Here is an 18,462-nt window from a genome sequence, read left to right as displayed (position 1 = left end):
CTAAAGCACTTCGGATTCGAGCTGACGCAGTTGGTCGCCGACCGAGCCGAGCAGCTTGGCGCTGCCGTGCGCACGCTTGAAGTACAGCTGGATGTCGTGCTCCCAGGTGATCGCGATTCCGCCGTGCAGTTGGATCGCTTCGCCGGCGACCTTGGTGAACGCCTCGGTGGCCGCCAGCCGGGCCAGCGCTGCCGTCGTCGGCGAGGGAGCAACGACGGCCTCGTTGACGACCGCACGGGCTGACTGCACCGCGACGTACAGATCGGCCATCCGGTGTTTGAGCGCCTGGAAGCTGCCGATGGGCCTGCCGAACTGCACGCGTTCCTTGGTGTAGTCGACGGTGAGTTCCAGGCAGCGCGCGGCCGCGCCGATCTGCTCGGCCGCCAACAGGATGGCCGCGGTGTCGGCCAGGCCGGGATCGGCGCCGATGGCGGCGGTGGAGCCGGCGGACAGGCGGGCCAGTCGACGGGTCGGGTCCATGGTCACGAGGGCCTCGGCGGTGACATCACTCCACCGGGTTAGTGAACCGCCTTCGACACCGACAACCACGTCGGCGACGTCCCCGTTGACAACGTAACCGGGGTCGAACACCACGGCGCCGATGGACTCACCCGCAGCGAGTTGCTCGAGGGTGTCGGTGTCGGGTTCGTCGGCGGCCAGCAGCGCCAGTTCGGCCAGCGTCGTGCCGAGCAACGGGGTGGGGACCAGGCCGTGGCCCAGCTCTTCGAGAACCGCTGCAGCATCGGCCAATTCACCGCCGGCGCCGCCGAGTTCCTCGGGCACCACCAGTGCGGCGACGCCAACCTGCTCGCACAGCTTGCTCCATAGCGACTCGTCGTAGCCGCGCTCGGACTCCATCGCCTCGCGCACCGCCGCCGGCGAGGCGTGCTTGTCGATCAGTGCCGCGACCGAATCGCGCAGCATCTGCCGTTCTTCGGTGGATGTCATGTCAGCGCCTCCAGCACTCGACGACGATGGGTGGTGGGATCACCCCACGCCGAGTGCAGCGCCTGCACCCGCAGCAGCCACAGTGACAGGTCGTGCTCGGAGGTGAAACCGATTGCGCCGTGGGTCTGTAGCGATGCCCGTGCCGATAGCAGCGCGGCATCCGAGGCCGCCGCCTTGGCTGCGCTGACATCGCGTGCGGCGTCGGGGGATCCGTCGGCAAGCGACAGCGCCGCACCGTAGACCAGAGGTCGGGCAAGTTCCACCGCTATGTGAACGTCCGCGAGCTTGTGCTTGATCGCCTGGTAGCTGCCGATGATGCGGCCGAATTGGCTGCGCTGCTTGGCATATTCGACCGACATGTCCAGCATCGCCTGCGCGGCGCCGACCAGTTGCGCGGCGGTCGCCAGCGCCCCGTACTCAAATGCCAGAGCCACGTCGGCGTCGCGGGTGTCTGCCGCGGTCACGTCGAAAAGGGTGCGGCTGGGGTCGACGGAGGAGTGCCCGTCGCCGATGGTGGCGTCACCGACCTGGCCGCCCTGCGCCAATAAGGTGAGTCCGGCGAAGTCGGCGTTGACCGCGCGGGGCACCGACGGCGGCAATGCCACCGTGGCGATCAGTTCCCCGGCCGCCAGAGCGGCTGATCGGTCGTCGTCAGCAAGCAGAACCGGCGCCACCGCAATGGATTCCGTGACCGGTCCCGGAACGTTCCAGCGGCCGAGGCGTTCCAGGGCGACCACCAGGTCGACGGGATGCGCTTCGATGCCGTCGTACTTCTCGGCGACGGCGAGGGCGGTCACGCCGAGGTCGGTCAGCGCCGACCACACCTTGCGTGCGGGTGCGGTGTCACCCTGCGCCCACGCCCGGACCGCGCCGGGCACATCGGCGGCGCCCAGTGCGGCGTCGATACTGGCGGCGAAATCCCGCTGCTGTTCGTCGAGTGCGAATTTCATTTCTTCGCTCCTGAGCTTTCTCGGGGCAGCCCGAGCAGCCGCTCGGCGATGATGTTGCGCTGAATCTCGTTGGTACCGGCGTAAATCGGACCGCCCAACGCGAACAGCAGACCCTCGGTCCAGGAGTCGGTCAGCTCGGCGTCGGCGCCGCGGAGATCCAGCGCCGTCTGGTGCAGTGCGACATCGAGATCCGACCAGAACACCTTGGTCACCGACGACTCGGCGCCCAGTTCGCCGCCGGCGGCAACTCGGGTCACGGTGCCGAACGTGTGCAGCCGGTAGGCCTGTGCCTTGATCCAGGCATCGGCCACCCGGTCGGCGAACGCCGGGTCGGCGCCGCGATCGTGCCATTCCGAGACCAGTCGCTCGGCCGGTGCGAGAAACCGTGCCGGACTGCGCAGTGACATACCGCGTTCGTTGCTCGATGTGCTCATCGCGGCACGCCAGCCATCGTGCACGGCGCCGATGACGTCGGCGTCTGGGACGAAGACGTTGTCCAGGAACACTTCTCCGAAGCCGGTGTCGCCGCCGAGCTGCGCGATGGGGCGCACCGTCACACCCTCGGCCTTCAGGTCGAACATGAAGTAGGTGAGCCCACGATGGCGCTCGGCGCTCGGATCGGACCGGAACAGGCCGAAGGCACGATCACCGAACGGCGCGCGGCTGCTCCAGATCTTCTGGCCGTTGAGCAGCCAGCCGCCGTCGGTCTGGGTGGCTGTGGACCGGAGTGACGCCAAATCGCTTCCGGACTCCGGCTCCGACCAGGCCTGCGCCCAGATCTCCTCGCCGCTGGCCATTTTCGGCAAGATGCGGTCCAGCTGTTCTTCGGTGCCGTGCGCGAACAGGGTGGGTCCCAGCATCGAGGTGCCGTTGGCGCTGGCGCGTCCCGGCGCGCCTGCCCGGAAGTACTCCTCCTCGTAGGCCACCCATTGCAGCAGGGTGGCGTCGCGGCCGCCGTACTTCTCCGGCCAGGTCACCACCGATAGGCCGGCGTCGAACAGGATGCGGTCCCAGCGGCGGTGCTGCTCGAACCCTTCGGCATTGTCGTAGGACTTCGTCGGGAACGAGTCCTTGTTGGCCGCCAGGAAGTTCCGCACCTCGGTGCGGAACTCTTCGGTAGCGTCGTCGTAGCGCAGATCCATCAAACCATCTCTCGCAGTGTGGGTTTGACCACTTTTCCGCCGGGGTTTCGTGGTAGTGCCTCTACGAATACCACCGAGCGCGGGGTCTTGAAATTGGCCAGGTGCTTGCGGGTGTAATCGATCACGGCCTGCTCGTCGAGGTCGCTGCCGGACCGGCGCACGATGAACGCCCGCCCGACCTCACCGAGGCGTTCGTCGGGCACGCCGATCACGGCGGCGTCCGCGACTCCGTCGAGCCGTGCCAGAACCTGCTCGATCTCGGCGGGGTAGACGTTGAAACCGCCGCAGATGTACATGTCCTTGAGCCGGTCGGTGATCCGCAGATTCCCTGCCGCATCGACGGTGCCGACATCACCGGTGTGCAGCCAGCCGTCGGCGTCGATCGCCGCCGCCGTCGCCGCCGGATCGTCGAGGTAGCCGAGCATCACGTTCGGGCCGCGCAGCAGAACCTCGCCCGCGCCGGTTTCTGCGTCGGGAGAGTCGATGCGCAGTTCGAAATCCGCGATCGGTCTTCCGCAGGTGGTGGCGACGGTGACCGCGTCGTCGTCGGCGCGGCACATGGTGCCGAAGCCGTTGGCCTCGGTCAGCCCGTAGGCGGTCAGCACGATGTCGAAGTCCAGCTCGGCCTGCATGCGTTCGATCAGCACGACGGGCACCGTCGCCGCGCCGGTCACCGCGAACCGCAGCGAGCTCAGGTCGTACTGGCCTCGATTCGGGTGGTCCAGCAGCGTCTGGAAGATCGTCGGCGGCCCAGGCACCACGGTGATGCGCTTCTCGGCGATCACCCGCATGGCCTGCTCGGGGTCGAACGTGAGCTGGGGGATCAGCGTCGCGCCGGTCTGCAGACAGGCCAGGATGCCGGCCTTGTAGCCGAAGTTGTGGAAGAACGGGTTGATGCAGAGGTAGCGGTCGGCGCTGGTGAGCTGGCCGCATTCGGCCCACGCCGCGGGCGCGGCCAGTGACTGCCGGTGCGCGCAGAGCACACCTTTGCTGCGGCCGGTGGTGCCCGAGGTGAACAGGACGTCGGACGGATCGTCGGGGCGCACCGCGGCGGCCCGGGCGTCGACCTCCGAGAGCGGAGCAGCAGGGCCCGCGAGGAACTCGTCCCAGGTGCCGTCGGACTCGTCGATCGGGATGCGCACGACGTGCCGCAGGTCCGGCAGTGCGGCGCGGTCGAGATCGCCAACCCGATCGGCGCCCAGGAACCGGCCCATGCCGAACAGCAGCGGCGCGTGCGTCCGGGCGAGGATGTCGGATGCCTCGTCAGCGGTGTAGCGCGTATTCAGCGGGACCATCACCGCGCCGGCGTACTGCGTCGCCAGGCAGGCGATCACCCAGTGCCAGGTGTTCGGCGACCAGATTGCGACCTTGTCGCCGGCCTGCACGCCCAGGCCGATGATCGCGGCGGCCGCCCGGCGTACTTCGTCACGCAGTTCGGCGAATGTGAAGCTGCGATCGTCGGTGATCAGCGCGTCATGGTCGGCGAAGTCAACGGCCATCCGGTCCAGCACCCCAGGTGTGGTGCGCGGCTGGCTCGTCATCGAGACTCCTCATGGCTTGATACCCGGTGCATCGGTCCCGGGCTAACAAAGCAAGTGCTTGGTAGGTTAGCCTACAAGGGTGATCACGGTCGAGGAGTTCCGGGCGGAGGTCCGCGAGTGGCTGGCCGACAATCTTGTCGGTGAATACGCCGCGCTCAAGGGCCTCGGCGGCCCTGGACGCGAGCACGAAGCCTTCGAAGAACGGCTGGCCTGGAACCGGCATCTCGCCGCGGCGGGGCTGACCTGCCTGGGCTGGCCGGTCGAACACGGCGGTCGCGGTCTCTCGGTCGCCCATCGGGTTGCGTTCTACGAGGAGTACGCGAAAGCCGACGCTCCTGACAAGGTCAACCACCTCGGTGAGGAACTGCTCGGGCCGACGCTGATCGCCTACGGCACCGCCGAGCAGCAGCAGCGGTTCCTGCCTCGGATCCTCGATGTCACCGAGCTGTGGTCGCAGGGTTATTCGGAGCCGGGGGCCGGTAGTGACCTGGCCAACGTCTCGACTTCCGCCGTCCTGGACGCAGAGGATCAGCAGTGGCATATCAATGGGCAGAAGGTGTGGACCTCGCTGGCGCATTGGGCGCAGTGGTGCTTCGTGGTGGCCCGCACCGAGAAGGGCTCCAAGCGCCACGCCGGGCTGTCGTACCTGTTGGTGCCGCTTGATCAACCCGGTGTGGAGATCCGCCCGATCATCCAGCTGACCGGCGACTCGGAGTTCAACGAGGTCTTCTTCACCGACGCCCGCACCGACGCCAACCTGGTCGTCGGCGAGCCGGGTGACGGCTGGCGGGTGGCCATGGGAACGCTGACTTTCGAGCGGGGTGTTTCCACGCTGGGCCAGCAGATCCGTTATGCGCGTGAGCTTTCCGGAATCGTCGAACTGGCCAGGTCCACCGGGGCCATCGACGACCCGCTGATCCGCGAGCGGTTGACCCGGGCCTGGGCGGGGTTGCAGACGATGCGGTCCTATGCGCTGGCGACCATGGACGTCGAGCAGCCAGGTATGGACAACGTGTCGAAACTGTTGTGGGCGAACTGGCACCGCGATCTCGGCGAGCTGGCCATGGACATCAAGGGCCGCTCCGGCCTGTTGCTGCCCGATGGTGAATTCGACGAGTGGCAGCGACTGTTCCTGTTCTCGCGGTCCGACACGATCTACGGCGGGTCCAACGAGATCCAGCGCAACATCATCGCCGAGCGGGTGCTCGGCCTTCCTCGAGAGGTGAAGGGCTAGTGGCTCCACTGTCGGACGTGCCCAAGGAGATCGAGGGCCATGGCCTGCTGACCGGCAAGGTCGTCGTCGTGACCGCGGCGGCGGGTACCGGTATCGGGTCGTCGACCGCGCGGCGCGCGGTGCTCGAAGGCGCCGACGTCGTGGTCTCCGATCACCACGAACGCCGGCTCGGCGAAACTCGGGACCAGTTGGCCGAATTGGGGCTGGGTCGGGTCGAAGCTGTGGTGTGTGACGTGACGTCCACCGCCCAGGTCGATGCGCTCATCGCGTCCACCACCGCGCGGATGGGTCGCCTCGACGTTCTGGTGAACAACGCCGGGCTCGGCGCTGAGACTCCGGTCATCGACGTGACGGACGAGGAATGGGACCGCGTTCTCAACGTGACGCTGACGTCGGTGATGCGGGCGACCCGCGCTGCGCTGCGCTATTTCCGGGATGCCGGCCACGGCGGCGTGATCGTCAACAACGCCAGCGTCCTGGGGTGGCGGGCACAGCATTCACAGTCGCACTACGCTGCCGCCAAGGCCGGCGTGATGGCGCTGACCCGGTGCAGTGCAATCGAGGCCGTCGAATACGGGGTGCGCATCAATGCCGTCTCGCCGAGCATCGCGCGGCACAAGTTCCTGGAGAAGGTCAGCTCGGCCGACCTGCTCGATCGGCTCTCCGAGGGCGAGGCGTTCGGCCGCGCCGCGGAGCCGTGGGAGGTGGCGGCCACCATCGCATTCCTGGCCAGTGACTATTCGAGTTACCTTACCGGCGAAGTCATTTCGGTTTCGAGTCAACGCGCGTGACAGAGCAGCCGGTCAGTCGTCGCGACGAGCTTCTGGTGCTCGCCGCGACGATGTTCGCCGAGCGTGGCCTGCGTGCGACCACCGTGCGCGACATCGCCGACTCGGCGGGCATCCTGTCCGGCAGCCTCTATCACCACTTCAAGAGCAAGGAGCAGATGGTCGAGGAGGTCCTGCGCGACTTCCTGGACTGGCTGTTCGACCGCTATCAGCAGATCATCGCCACCGAGCCCAATCCGCTGGAGCGGCTCAAGGGCCTGTTCATGACGTCCTTCGAGGCGATTGAAGACCGGCACGCGCAGGTGGTGATCTACCAGGACGAGGCCAAGCGGCTGTCGTCGCTGCCGCAGTTCGATTTCGTCGAAGCCCGCAACAAAGAGCAGCGCAAGATGTGGCTCGACCTACTCAATTCCGGCGTCGAGCAGGGTTACTTCCGGCCCGATATCGACGTCGACGTGGTGTATCGATTCATCCGGGATACCACGTGGGTTTCCGTGCGTTGGTATCAGCCAGGTGGCCCGCTGACGGCCGAAGAGGTTGGTCGCCAATACCTTTCCATCGTCCTCGGCGGAATAGCCGCCGCAAAGTAAGGAGATCGACATGGCCCCCGCTTCACAGGCATACGTCATCGACGCCGTACGCACCGCGGTCGGCAAGCGCAACGGTTCGCTGGCCCACGTCCATCCCATCGACCTCGGCGTGGTGGCGTTCCGCGGGATCTTCGACCGCGTCGACGTCGACCCCGGCGCCGTGGAAGACGCGATCGTCGGCTGCCTGGACACCATCGGCCCGCAAGCCGGCAACATCGGTCGCAACACCTGGCTGGCGGCCGGTTTCCCCGAAGAGGTTCCCGGCGTGACCGTCGACCGCCAGTGCGGCTCCAGCCAGCAGGCGATTTCCTTTGGCGCCCAGGCGATCATGGCGGGTACCGCCGACCTCATTCTGGCCGGTGGCATGCAGAACATGAGCCGCATCCCGATCTCGTCGGCGATGACCGTCGCCGAGCAGTTCGGCTTCACCTCGCCGACCAACGAGTCGGAGAACTGGCTGCACCGCTACGGCGACCAGGAGATCTCCCAGTTCCGCGGCGCGGAGATGATCGCCGAGAAGTGGGGCCTGTCTCGTGAGGAGATGGAGGAGTTCTCAAAAGGCAGTCACGACAAGGCCTTCGCCGCCATCCGGGCAGGCAACTTCGAGAACGAGATCATCCCGGTCGGCGAGTTCCGCACCGACGAGGGCCCACGCGAGTCGACCCTGGAGAAGCTGGCCAGCCTCAAGACGCTGCGTGAGGGTGGACGGCTGACCGCCGCGATGGCCAGCCAGATCTCCGACGGCGCCAGCGCGGTGCTGCTCGCCAGCGATCAGGCCGTCAAGGACCACAAGCTGACCCCGCGGGCCCGCATCCACCACATCAGCGCCCGCGGCGCCGACCCGGTGTTCATGCTGACCGGACCGATCCCGGCGACCAAGTACGCACTGGACAAGACCGGCCTGACGATGGACGACATCGACGTCGTCGAGATCAACGAGGCGTTTGCGCCGGTGGTGATGGCCTGGCTCAAGGAGACCAAGGCCGACCCGGAAAAGGTCAACCCCAACGGCGGCGCGATCGCACTGGGCCACCCGCTGGGCGCCACCGGCGCCAAGCTGTTCACCACCATGCTCAATGAGCTCGAACGCCGCGGCGGCCGGTACGGCCTGCAGACGATGTGCGAAGGCGGCGGCACCGCCAACGTCACGATCATCGAACGGCTCTAGCGACTTTCGTCGCCGGCCGCATCAGTGGTCGTGCAGCACCACGCCACGGATGTTGCGGCCGGCGAGCATGTCGTCGTAGGCGTTGTTGATCTCGCCCAGCTTGTACTCGTGGGTGACGGTCTCGTCGAGCAGAAGCTTGCCCTGCCGGTACAGGCTGAGCAGCTTGGGGATGTCGGCGCGCGGGTTGGCCTGCCCGTAGAGGCTGCCGAGTAACCGCTTCTGGAAGAGCGTGAACATCGTCATCGGCAATACCGGTGTCACGTCGGTCATCGGCGCCAACGCCGTGAGCACCACGGCGCCGCCCTTGCTGACGAGTTCCAGTGCGTCGTTGATCATCTGGCCTTCGACCAGTCCCACCGTCAGCAGCGCGGAATCGGCCATCACGCCCTTGGTCAATTCGCGAACCAACTCGGTACCCTCCGCGATCGACGTCGCGAAGTGGGTGGCGCCGAACAGAAATGCCTTGTCCCGCTTGCTTTCCACGATGTCGATCACGACGATCTTCTCCGCGCCTGCCAGCCGCGCGCCCTGGATGGCACCGCTACCGATGCCGCCGCAACCGATCACCACCACGGTGTCGCCCGGCGCCACGTCGGCGGTGTTGACCGCCGACCCCCACCCGGTGGTGACACCGCAGCCGAGAAGGCAGGCCCGGGTCAGCGGGATGTCGTCGTCGATCTTGACCAGTGACGCCTCAGGAACGGTGCCGTAGGGGGCGAACGTGCCCAATCCGATTGCCGCGTAGATGTCTTGGCCGCGCGCATGCCGGCGGAAGGTGCCGTCGGGCTGCAGCCCCATGAGGATCTCGGCACCCATGTCGCACAGGTTCGACTTGCCGGTCGCACACCAGCGGCAGCGTCCGCATGCGGGCAGGAATGCGGCCACGATGTGATCGCCGACCTTGAGGTCGCGAACTCCGGGCCCGACTTCCTGCACGATGCCCGCGCCTTCGTGGCCGCCGATCAGCGGAATGGGTGCGACCAGATCACCGTCGCGGATGTGGTGATCGGAGTGGCACAGCCCGGTGGCCTCGAACGAGACCAGAACCTCGCCGTCCTTCGGCGGGTCGAGCTCGACCTCTTCGACGCTCCAGTCTTGCCCGTACTCCCACAAGATGGCGGCATTCATTTTCATGGTGCACAACGTATGACGCCGGCGCCGGTCCGCGACGACGATTCGGCTAACCGAGAGCGGTCAGAGCGAGGCCGCCGAGCGCCACAATCCAGCTGGCGAAACTGCCCACCAGAAAGTACTCGGTCACATCGTCGATTCCGATTCCGCCGTTCTCCCTGGCCTTCTGGGCGTTGATCTCCGGAAACCGGATGATGCTCTTGGCGGCCACCACCGCGGTCGCGGCGGCCAGCTGCCCGGCCAGGGCCAGCCCCACGATCAACAACCGTTCCATCGGCCCCAATAGCCGCCCGCCCTTCAACTTGTCGGACGGCTGCGGCTGGCCGGCGGGCTTGACCGAGCCCACCGACCCCAGCAGAAGACGGACCAGTTGATTACCTGTCACGAGCTGCAGCAGAATCACGCCGACCACCAACATGATTCGGGTCGGATCGGTCGCGGTCACCGGGGCCCACCCGAGCCAGGCCTTGGCCGGGCCTGCCACCGGCGAACCCAATCCGGATAGCAGGATCAGCACCGCCAGCACGGCGCCGAACAACACCAACGGCGCCACTTGCCAGCGGCCTCCGGCCCGCTCGGCGCGGGTGCACGACAGCTCCCACGCCACCGAGGCCGCCGCGGCGATGCCGACGAGGACCAGATCACCAAGATGCAGCAGTCCGCACAGCGCGGCCGTGATCACCGCGACGACCGGGCCGATGGCGACGGCCGGCCACCGGAGTCGCGTCAACCTGCGCAGGCTGTCGGCACAACCGACCGCGATCAGGAAGACGGCGATACCGCTCACCGGATCGCCCTCAGATGCTCGGACGCCAGCACCAGCAGATCCAGTCCATCGCGCGCGGTTCGCTGGGACACCGCCGATGCACTGATGCCTTCCATGGCTGCCAGTTCCTTCTTCGTCTTGTGGTCGAGCAGTCCCCGCAGGAGCCGAAGCGACCGGGCATCTATCGATCCAAGCAGGTGGTCCCGACACAACAGGGCGGCATTGACGGCGTCGGGGTCGGGCCCGGCGTCGCCGTGGCGGCGGTAGGCGGTGCGCACCGTCGCGAGTGCAGGTTGCTGCTGAGCGGCCGCCGTCCACTCGATGGCTTCTCGCGCCGACCACCAGCCGGGGCCGTCCTGAATGCCGGTGTCGGAGTCGAGCACAGTCATCTCGCCCCAGCCGATACCGAAACGCACGTCGATGTCGGGATCGAGCGCCAGGCGCACGGTCAGCGCGGCATCGATCGCGGCTCCGACGGTCGGATAGCTGCCCTGGAATTCGTCCCCGACTGTGAATGCGGGAGGGCCCACCGCGACTTCGCCGAGCGCGTGAGTCACGCGTCGATGCAGGTCCGCGCGGTCGGCGGCATGGCGGGAGTCGACGACGTCGCCGATCAGAGCCGCCCGAGATGATGAAGCTATAGTCTTCACTTCAGTCATATGAAGACTATAGCTTCATTTTATCAAAATGAAGCAGATAGCTTTACTTGATGTAGGAGCTGGCCGACTGCAAGTGTTTGACGGCATCGGCGACGATGGTGTCGACCAGCTCGGCGCACGACGGCAGATTCTCGATGATCCCGGCAACCTGCCCGGAGGCCAGCACACCCGCCTCGGTGTTGCCTTCGACCAGCCCGGCCTTCAGCAGCATCGGGGTGTTGGCGGCCATCAGCACCTGCGACCAGGTGAGGTCCTTACCGTGCCGCATCGCCAGACCGTCGCGGATCATCCCCGCCCATGTCATCTGAGACATCTTCTTGAACTTGGCCGCATTGCGCGCGGCGGCGGTGAAACCGCGAATGGGTGAGCCGCTCTCGAGTTTCTCGACGAGTTCGGTGCGCAGCACCCGGTGCGGCATGCCGTCGACCCGGGTGGACACCACGGTGCCGTCCAGGGCGGCCTTGAGGTAACGCTGCTTGATCTCCTCGGGCACAGTCGAATCCGAGGTCAGCAGGAACCGGGTTCCCATCGCCACACCCGCCGCGCCGTAGGACAGCGCCGCGGCCAGACCGCGTCCGTCGAAGAAACCACCGGCGGCGATCACCGGAATGTCGACGGCGTCGAGCACCGAGGGGAGTAGCAGTGTGGTGGCGACTGGGCCGGTGTGGCCGCCGCCCTCGCCGCCCTGCACGATCACCGCGTCTGCACCCCAGCCGGCCACCTTACGGGCATGCTTGGCCGCGCCGACCGACGGAATCACCACGGAGCCGGCCTCTTTGAGCTTCGCGATCAGTTCCTGCTTGGGGGCCAGGGCGAACGACGCCACCTTGACGCCCTCCCGGATCATCAGGTCGACCCGGTCGCCGGCGTCGGCGCCGTCGGCGCGGATGTTGACGCCAAACGGTTTGTCGGTGGCCGCTTTCACCTTCTTGATAGCCGTTGCCAGCTCGTCGATCGTCATCGTGGCCGATGCCAGGATGCCGAGGCCGCCTGCGTTGGAGGTGGCCGACACCAGCCGCGCACCGGCGACCCAGCCCATGCCGGTCTGCACGACGGGATGTTCGATGCCGATCAGTTCGGTCAGCGGGGTCTTCAGGTGTGCGGTCATTCTCTGCTACTTAACCTCTCGGTCCCTCAGTGCCTTCGGGTCGATGACCTCGTGCAGCAGCTTCTGCTCCTCGCCGGAGGGAAGCCGGGACGTCTCCGCCTCCCCAAGGCCGTGCACCTCGAACGAGGTGTTCTCGGCGACCTGATCGGGCTCCACGCCGGGATGCAGTGACACCGCCCGCATCTGATGGTCGGGTCCGTTGAAGTCGAACACGCCGAGGTTGGTCACGACCCGGTAGACGTTCATGAAGCGATAGGCCGGATTGTCGGGATCGACCTTGTCCCAGCCGATCCCGGAGACGATGTCCACGCTCTCGCCGAACACCCGCTTGGAGTGGTTGCCAACCCAGTAGCTGGTGGCGTGGTTGATCGTGTTGCCGGGCGCGCCGCGTACGCCGAACATCTGGCGGGTCGGATGCTGCAGCGGACCGAAGGCGGACAGGTTCTGGTTGCCGTAGCGGTCGATCTGGTTGGCGCCCATCACCACATGGCGGCGTCCCCAGGCGAGCGTCTCGAAGACGCGGCCGAACGGCATCCAGCCTTCGATCGCTCCGGTGGCACCCATCGCCGGCGTATCGGCGAGGATGCGCGCTTCACCATCGGTCAGCAGGATGTCGGGGGAGAACGTCAGCCGGGCCAGCCGCGCACCGATCGACACCATGTTGGCCATCGGGCTGACCATGATTTCACCTGCGTCACGGAACAATTCGGCACAGGCGACGGCGCACACCTCGGCGCGGGTCGCGGAGATCACTTCGAGGCCTCCAAGTCTTCCTTGAACTTGCGCACTGCGGCTTGGTAATCCGCCTCGCTGCCGGACAGATACGTCTTGACGAACTCGGCCCAGGTCTCATCGGATGCAGCGGCCTCTGCATAGTGGCGCTGGAACTTCTCGTCGCGACGGTAGTCGGGCTCTGCGGTGGTAAAGTGTGCGCCGCCGGGCGCCTCTACCACGCTGTCGACCATCATCCGGTTGATCAGCAATGCCTGCACCGGAACAGATTTCACCAGCTCGTCGGTCGGCACCACCTTCTCCACCGACATGACCCGCTTCTGCGCCGACATCAGGAACAGATCGTCGAAGTAGGGGTCGATGCCCGTGTACGCGGCATTGCCCTGTGCATCACCGAGATTGAGGTGCACCAACGCAACGTCGAGGTTCAGCGCGGGCATCGCGACGAGTTCCTCGTAACCACCATTGGTCGGGTAGGGGGACTTGACGGTCTTGAGCTCGTCGCCCCAGAATGCCCGGACGTCGCTGCCCAGCCCGGCGCGAATCGGCAGGAACGGCAATCGCTGGGCCGCTGCCTGCAGACCGCAGCGCAGCATGCCCTCGTCCATCTCGCGTGCCTCGATGGCACCCGTCGTGCGGGCCTTGGCGAACCACGGGTCGTAGAACGGTGGTGAGTCCAACGACACGAAGCCGTAGTAGACGCGCTTGACCTTGCCTGCCGAGCAGAGCAGGCCGAGGTCGGGGCCGCCGTAGGTGACGACGGTCAGGTTGGTGACGTCGGTGCGCAGCAAGGCGCGCACGAGGGCCATCGGCTTGCGCCGCGAACCCCAGCCGCCGATGCCGATCGTCATCCCGCTTTCGACGACGGCAACGGCCTCGTCGAGAGTTGTTTGCTTATCGCTCATGCCTTCTCGCCCTTCGAGGTTCCGGCGAACGCGTCACGGTGCTCGTCGGAGACGCCGGCCAGGTTCAGTTCGAACGTGAAGCCCTGCTCCATCCGGTAGCGCGCATTGACCGGTTGGACGTCGATGAAGTTCAGCGCCTCCTTGGCGGCGCGGATCACCCGGGTGTCCTTGGATGCGATGTCGCGGGCCACCCGCAGTGCTGCCTCGTCGAGGTCGGCGCGGGGCACCACCTCGTGCACCGACCCGAAGTGATGCAGAGTCTCGGCGCTCACGGTGGCGGCGGTGAAGAACAGTCGGCGCATCATGTGCTGGGGCACCAGCCGCGACAGGTGGGTGGCCGCACCGAGGGCGCCGCGTTCCACTTCGGGGAGGCCGAACTTCGCGTCATCGGAGGCGACGATCACATCGGAGTTGCCGACAAGTCCGATGCCGCCGCCGACACAGAATCCGTTGACGGCGGCGATCACCGGAACCTCGCATTCATAGACGGCCTTGAACGCGTGGAAGCACCCGCGGTTGGCGTCGATCAGTGCGGTGAACCCTTCGGTGTTCTGCATCTCCTTGATGTCGACACCGGCGTTGAAGCCGCGGCCCTCCGCGCGAAGGATCACCACGTGGGTGTTCATGTCGCGGCCTGCTGCGGTGATGGCGTCACCGAGCTCGAACCAGCCGCGGGAGGGGATCGCGTTGACGGGCGGGTAGTTCACCGTGACGGCGACGATGCCCGGCTCAACGGTGCTGGTGGTGATGGTCATCGGGATACCTGGGCCACTTCCTGACGGGGTGAATACCTAAGCAAGCACTTGCTTGGTACGCTAGCACAGTGACCGAAGCGGCTGACAGCGGTATCAACCTGCAATTGCGCGCCTCTGTCGTCCTGGTGACAGGCGGTGTGCGGGGTGTGGGCGCCGGAATCAGCGCCGTCTTCGCCGCGCAGGGCGCCACCGTCATCACGTGTGCGCGGCGTCCGGTCGACGGGTCGCCGTACGAGTTCAGGGCATGCGACATCCGCGACGACGAGGCCGTCAAAGCTCTCATCGACGGGATCGTCGCCGACCACGGGCGCCTCGACGTCGTCGTCAACAACGCGGGCGGCTCACCCTATGTACTCGCGGCCGACGCCTCGGCGAAATTCAGCACCAAGATCGTGGAGCTCAATCTCCTTGGTGCGCTGTCAGTCTCGCAGCACGCCAATGCGGTGATGCAGGCCCAGGACTCCGGTGGCTCGATCATCAACATCACCAGCGTGAGCGGCCGGCGGCCGACGCCGGGCACCGTCGCGTACGGAGCGGCCAAGGCCGGCATGGAGAACATGACCACCACGCTCGCCGTGGAATGGGCGCCCAAGGTCCGGGTCAACTCCGTCGTCGTCGGCATGGTCGAAACCGAGCAATCCGAGCTCTTCTACGGCGACGCCGAATCGATCGCCGCGATCTCTAAGAACGTGCCGCTGGGCAGGCTGGCCAAACCTGAGGATATCGGTTGGGCCACCGCATTTCTCGCCTCACCGGCGGCGTCCTACATCAGCGGTGCGTCGCTGGAGGTGCACGGCGGCGGGGAACCGCCGCACTACCTGTCGACCACCACTGCCGACATCAAATAAGGAGACAACGTAAATGGGACTTCTCGACGGCCGTGTCGTCATCGTGACAGGAGCGGGCGGCGGCATCGGCCGGGCGCACGCGCTGGCGTTCGCAGCTGAAGGCGCGCGCGTGGTGGTCAACGACATCGGGGTCGGGCTCGACGGCTCGCCGGCCGGTGGTGGAAGCGCCGCGCAGGGTGTCGTCGACGAAATCGTCGCTGCCGGTGGGGAAGCCGTCGCCAACGGATCCAACGTCGCCGACTGGGCTCAGGCCGAGGCGCTGATCCAGACTGCCGTCGACTCATTCGGCGGACTCGACGTGCTGGTGAACAACGCCGGCATCGTGCGGGACCGGATGTTCGTCAACGCCACCGAGGACGAGTTCGACGCCGTGACCGCCGTGCACCTCAAGGGGCACTTCGCCATGATGAAGCACGCCGGGGCTTACTGGCGCGCGCAGTCCAAGGCGGGCAACGCCGTTGATGCCCGCATCATCAACACCAGCTCCGGCGCCGGCCTGCAGGGCAGCGTCGGGCAGGCAACCTACAGCGCATCGAAGGCGGGGATCGCGGCCCTGACGTTGGTCGCCGCCGCCGAGATGGGCCGCTTCGGCGTCACCGTCAATGCCATCGCGCCGTCGGCGCGTACCCGGATGACCGAGACCGTGTTCGCCGACATGATGGCCACGCAGGACAGCGATTTCGATGCGATGGCACCGGAGAACGTTTCGCCACTGGTGGTCTGGCTCGGCAGTGTGGAGTCCAAGGACGTCACCGGCCAGGTGTTCGAGGTCGAGGGCGGCATCATCCGGGTGGCCGAGGGCTGGAACCGCGGCGGGACCATCGACAAGGGCGCCCGCTGGGATCCCGCCGAGCTCGGCCCGGTGGTCAGCGACCTGATCGCCAAGTCGCGCATGCCGCTGCCGGTCTTCGGCGCGTAGCTCACAGCGGCTCGCACACCACCAGCGGGATGCGCCGATCCGCGGCGTCCTGATATCCCTTGTAGGGCGGGTAGATTCGCGTCAGCTGGCGCCAGTACACCCGGCGCTCGTCATCGGTCGCGTCCCGTGCGGTCATGTCCCGGACGTGAGCACGCACCTGGACCCGGACCTTCGGGTTGGCTTTGAGGTTCAGGTACCACGCGGGGTTGGAGTTCCGGCCGCCGTACGAGGCGGGGAGCACGATGCGTTCCCCGTCCTGCAGATAAAGCGTGGCGGTGGTGCGCGGCTGGCCCGACTTGCGGCCGGTGGTTGTCAGCAGCGCGGCGGGGAACCACAGCAGTTTCGCGCCCAGCTTGCCGTTGGTGCGGCGATACACCGTGATGTGGGCGCGGGCGAAGTACTTCATGGCTTTCGCCAGCACGCTCGAGTTGCGGATGGTGTGGGACTGGTCGGTCACGACAGTGAAATGCCCGCGATCGACGAATGTGAATCACCGCCGGTAGACGACCTCGCCGCCGACCATGGTCAGCGCCACCTGCACGGTGCCGATGTCCTCGGCGCCGAAGACGTCGCCGTCGAGTGCGACCAGGTCGGCGACCTTGCCGACTGCGATGATGCCGCGCTGCGAGTCATGGTTGGCGTACGCCGAGCCGGCGGTGTACGCCGTCAGGGCGGTACGCAATCCGATGGCCTCCTGCGCCTGCAGCGGAGTGTCGAACACGTCCGCGCCGACCGCGTGCGGGTCGGCGCCGGTACCTGTGCGATGCACGGCGGTGTGGATGGCCCACAACGGATTCGGGTCGGTCACCGGCCAGTCGCTGCCCATCGCCAGGCGCGCACCATGCCGCTGCAACGATCCGAACGGGAAGTGCCACCGCGCGCGGTCCGGGCCCAGCAGCGGCAGCTTGCGCTCGACGATCTCGGTGTCTCGACGCGCCCACAATGCCTGGATGTTTGCGATCACGCCGAGCGCACCGAATCGCGGGATGTCGCTCGGGTCGACGACGTCGAGGTGGGCGATCTGGTGTCGCCCGTCGAACTCGGGTGCAGACCGGACGGCAGCTTCCAGCGCGTCGAGACACTCGCGGACGGCGCGGTCGCCGACGGCATGCATGTGGATCTGAAAGCGTTCGGCGGCAAGACGAGTCGTGATCTCGGTGAGCTCGCTCGCGTCGATGAACGACATTCCGGTCGGTGCACTGCCGTAGGCGCCGCCCTGATAGGGCGCAAGCATCGCCGCCGTGCAGTTCTCGCAGATACCGTCCTGCATCACTTTGACGGTCGTGGCGCTGAACCGGCCTTGCCCGGCCGCGGCGCGGCGGGCCAGAAGCTCGTCCATCTGGGCCAGCCCCGCCTCGGCCGTCCACCACAGCGCCCCGACCACCCGTGACCTCAGCTCGCCGGCGGCATCGGCGTCGAGGTAGGTCGCGAGAATATCGGTGAGGCCGAAGGCAGGAATGCCGACGCCTGCGTCCTGCCAGCTCGTGACGCCGACGGCGTGCAGCCGTCGCTGCGCCTCGAGCAGAGCTCGGCGGAGGAACTCCGGCGTGACCTGCGGGATGAGGCGGTTGAGCGGATCGGCGGCGCTTTCGACGAGCATTCCCGTGGGCCTCCCGTCGTGGTCTCGCACGATGCGTCCCCCTGGCGGGTCAGGGGTGGCGGCGTCGACCCCGGCAAGGGCCAGCGCGCGGCTGTTGACCCAGACGCCGTGGCCGTCGTGGCTCGACAGCACGACCGGGCGGTCGGCGACCACATCGTCGATATCGGCGGCGGTGGGGAAACCACCGTCGAACGCGTCGCCGTACCACCCGCTCCCCGCGATCACGTGATCCTCGGGATGGGCTGCCGCGTAATCGGCTAGCGCCGCGCGATAGCCGGCCCGGTCGTGCGCAAGCGTGGACAGATCGCAACGGAGAGCCTGCATTCCGGCGGCGACGGGATGGACGTGGGCATCGATGAAACCGGGCAGCAGGGTCGCACCGCCGAGGTCGACGATCTGGGTGCCCGCGCCGATCAAGTCGCGATCGACACCGCGTCCGACGGCGACTACCCGACCGTCATGCACCGCGACACTGTCGGAGGGGCCGTCACCGGCGGGACAGAAGACCGAGGCGTTGGTGAAAAGGTAGTCGGCGCGCACCGGGAGATCGTCACGCCGCTCCCGCGGCGCGGTCAACGCGGACTTCCCGCTGCCCTACATCGATGAAACAGATCTAGCAGTCCAGTTCTTTGTGATTTATCCGTTTCAGTCCTGGCCGAATACTGAAAGTGGTCGCGG

The 18,462-nt window shown here is 66.9% G+C and carries 19 protein-coding genes; 6 read left to right on the top strand and 13 right to left on the bottom strand.

The window, feature by feature from the left end:
* From ipdE2 to fadD3, 4 genes are read right to left on the bottom strand one after another with little or no spacing between them, the layout of a single operon-like run.
* Entirely contained in the window at positions 1-948 is a 948-nt protein-coding gene (gene ipdE2, locus BST42_RS11950) for an acyl-CoA dehydrogenase IpdE2 (protein ID WP_083118774.1), read from the bottom strand.
* Positions 945-1,898, bottom strand: coding sequence for an acyl-CoA dehydrogenase family protein (locus BST42_RS11945; RefSeq protein WP_083118773.1), 954 nt, complete (start codon positions 1,896-1,898; stop codon positions 945-947). The genes ipdE2 and BST42_RS11945 overlap by 4 nt, the downstream gene beginning before the upstream one ends.
* On the bottom strand, positions 1,895-3,040 hold the full coding sequence (locus tag BST42_RS11940) for an acyl-CoA dehydrogenase family protein (RefSeq protein WP_083118772.1): 1,146 nt from the start codon (positions 3,038-3,040) through the stop codon (positions 1,895-1,897). The genes BST42_RS11945 and BST42_RS11940 overlap by 4 nt, the downstream gene beginning before the upstream one ends.
* Positions 3,040-4,581 (bottom strand): 3-((3aS,4S,7aS)-7a-methyl-1,5-dioxo-octahydro-1H-inden-4-yl)propanoate--CoA ligase FadD3, encoded by a 1,542-nt coding sequence (gene fadD3 / locus BST42_RS11935; RefSeq protein WP_083118771.1) that lies wholly within the window; start codon positions 4,579-4,581, stop codon positions 3,040-3,042. Before fadD3 ends, BST42_RS11940 begins: the two co-directional genes overlap by 1 nt.
* Before the next feature lie 79 nt (positions 4,582-4,660).
* Here fadD3 and ipdE1 point away from each other — a divergent pair, with 79 nt between their 5' ends.
* From ipdE1 to fadA6, 4 genes are read left to right on the top strand one after another with little or no spacing between them, the layout of a single operon-like run.
* Positions 4,661-5,815 (top strand): acyl-CoA dehydrogenase IpdE1, encoded by a 1,155-nt coding sequence (ipdE1, locus tag BST42_RS11930; protein WP_083118770.1) that lies wholly within the window; start codon positions 4,661-4,663, stop codon positions 5,813-5,815.
* Positions 5,815-6,606, top strand: coding sequence for a (5R,7aS)-5-hydroxy-7a-methyl-1-oxo-2,3,5,6,7,7a-hexahydro-1H-indene-carboxyl-CoA reductase (gene ipdF / locus BST42_RS11925; RefSeq protein WP_083118769.1), 792 nt, complete (start codon positions 5,815-5,817; stop codon positions 6,604-6,606). The genes ipdE1 and ipdF overlap by 1 nt, the downstream gene beginning before the upstream one ends.
* A complete protein-coding gene (gene kstR2 / locus BST42_RS11920; protein ID WP_083118768.1) occupies positions 6,603-7,193 on the top strand; it encodes a TetR family transcriptional regulator KstR2 in 591 nt (196 codons plus the stop codon). Before ipdF ends, kstR2 begins: the two co-directional genes overlap by 4 nt.
* 10 nt (positions 7,194-7,203) lie before the next feature.
* Positions 7,204-8,361 carry a steroid 3-ketoacyl-CoA thiolase FadA6 gene (fadA6, locus tag BST42_RS11915; RefSeq protein ID WP_083118767.1) on the top strand — a complete coding sequence of 386 codons (1,158 nt, stop codon included), beginning with the start codon at positions 7,204-7,206 and terminating at the stop codon, positions 8,359-8,361.
* A 21-nt stretch (positions 8,362-8,382) separates the two neighbouring features.
* Here the strand turns inward: fadA6 and BST42_RS11910 are convergent, their stop codons facing one another.
* From BST42_RS11910 to echA20, 7 genes are read right to left on the bottom strand one after another with little or no spacing between them, the layout of a single operon-like run.
* A complete protein-coding gene (locus BST42_RS11910; RefSeq protein WP_083118766.1) occupies positions 8,383-9,495 on the bottom strand; it encodes an NDMA-dependent alcohol dehydrogenase in 1,113 nt (370 codons plus the stop codon).
* Between the two features lie 46 nt (positions 9,496-9,541).
* Positions 9,542-10,279 carry a hypothetical protein gene (locus tag BST42_RS11905; protein WP_083118765.1) on the bottom strand — a complete coding sequence of 246 codons (738 nt, stop codon included), beginning with the start codon at positions 10,277-10,279 and terminating at the stop codon, positions 9,542-9,544.
* Positions 10,276-10,917 (bottom strand): SatD family protein, encoded by a 642-nt coding sequence (locus BST42_RS11900; protein ID WP_083118764.1) that lies wholly within the window; start codon positions 10,915-10,917, stop codon positions 10,276-10,278. The genes BST42_RS11905 and BST42_RS11900 overlap by 4 nt, the downstream gene beginning before the upstream one ends.
* A gap of 43 nt (positions 10,918-10,960) precedes the next feature.
* Entirely contained in the window at positions 10,961-12,025 is a 1,065-nt protein-coding gene (gene ipdC, locus BST42_RS11895) for a (3aS,4S,5R,7aS)-5-hydroxy-7a-methyl-1-oxo-octahydro-1H-indene-4-carboxyl-CoA dehydrogenase (protein ID WP_083118763.1), read from the bottom strand.
* Between the two features lie 6 nt (positions 12,026-12,031).
* A complete protein-coding gene (gene ipdB, locus BST42_RS11890) occupies positions 12,032-12,778 on the bottom strand; it encodes a cholesterol ring-cleaving hydrolase subunit IpdB (RefSeq protein ID WP_083118762.1) in 747 nt (248 codons plus the stop codon).
* On the bottom strand, positions 12,775-13,662 hold the full coding sequence (ipdA, locus tag BST42_RS11885; RefSeq protein ID WP_083118761.1) for a cholesterol ring-cleaving hydrolase subunit IpdA: 888 nt from the start codon (positions 13,660-13,662) through the stop codon (positions 12,775-12,777). Before ipdA ends, ipdB begins: the two co-directional genes overlap by 4 nt.
* Positions 13,659-14,417, bottom strand: coding sequence for a (7aS)-7a-methyl-1,5-dioxo-2,3,5,6,7,7a-hexahydro-1H-indene-carboxyl-CoA hydrolase (gene echA20 / locus BST42_RS11880; RefSeq protein ID WP_083118760.1), 759 nt, complete (start codon positions 14,415-14,417; stop codon positions 13,659-13,661). The genes ipdA and echA20 overlap by 4 nt, the downstream gene beginning before the upstream one ends.
* A 68-nt stretch (positions 14,418-14,485) precedes the next feature.
* Here echA20 and BST42_RS11875 point away from each other — a divergent pair, with 68 nt between their 5' ends.
* A complete protein-coding gene (locus tag BST42_RS11875; RefSeq protein WP_083118759.1) occupies positions 14,486-15,265 on the top strand; it encodes an SDR family oxidoreductase in 780 nt (259 codons plus the stop codon).
* Positions 15,266-15,278: 13 nt separating this feature from the next.
* Positions 15,279-16,184 carry an SDR family oxidoreductase gene (locus BST42_RS11870; RefSeq protein WP_083118758.1) on the top strand — a complete coding sequence of 302 codons (906 nt, stop codon included), beginning with the start codon at positions 15,279-15,281 and terminating at the stop codon, positions 16,182-16,184.
* A 1-nt stretch (position 16,185) separates the two neighbouring features.
* Here BST42_RS11870 and BST42_RS11865 read toward each other — a convergent pair whose 3' ends face one another.
* On the bottom strand, positions 16,186-16,590 hold the full coding sequence (locus tag BST42_RS11865) for a nitroreductase family deazaflavin-dependent oxidoreductase (protein WP_083118897.1): 405 nt from the start codon (positions 16,588-16,590) through the stop codon (positions 16,186-16,188).
* 84 nt (positions 16,591-16,674) lie between these two features.
* Positions 16,675-18,360 (bottom strand): amidohydrolase, encoded by a 1,686-nt coding sequence (locus tag BST42_RS11860; RefSeq protein WP_237159367.1) that lies wholly within the window; start codon positions 18,358-18,360, stop codon positions 16,675-16,677.
* Positions 18,361-18,462: the final 102 nt, after the last annotated feature.

The organism is Mycolicibacterium rhodesiae (assembly GCF_002086695.1).
Lineage (GTDB): Bacteria > Actinomycetota > Actinomycetes > Mycobacteriales > Mycobacteriaceae > Mycobacterium > Mycobacterium rhodesiae.
Note: the sequence above shows the minus strand (reverse complement) of the source record. Positions and strands in the feature narration are given on the sequence as shown.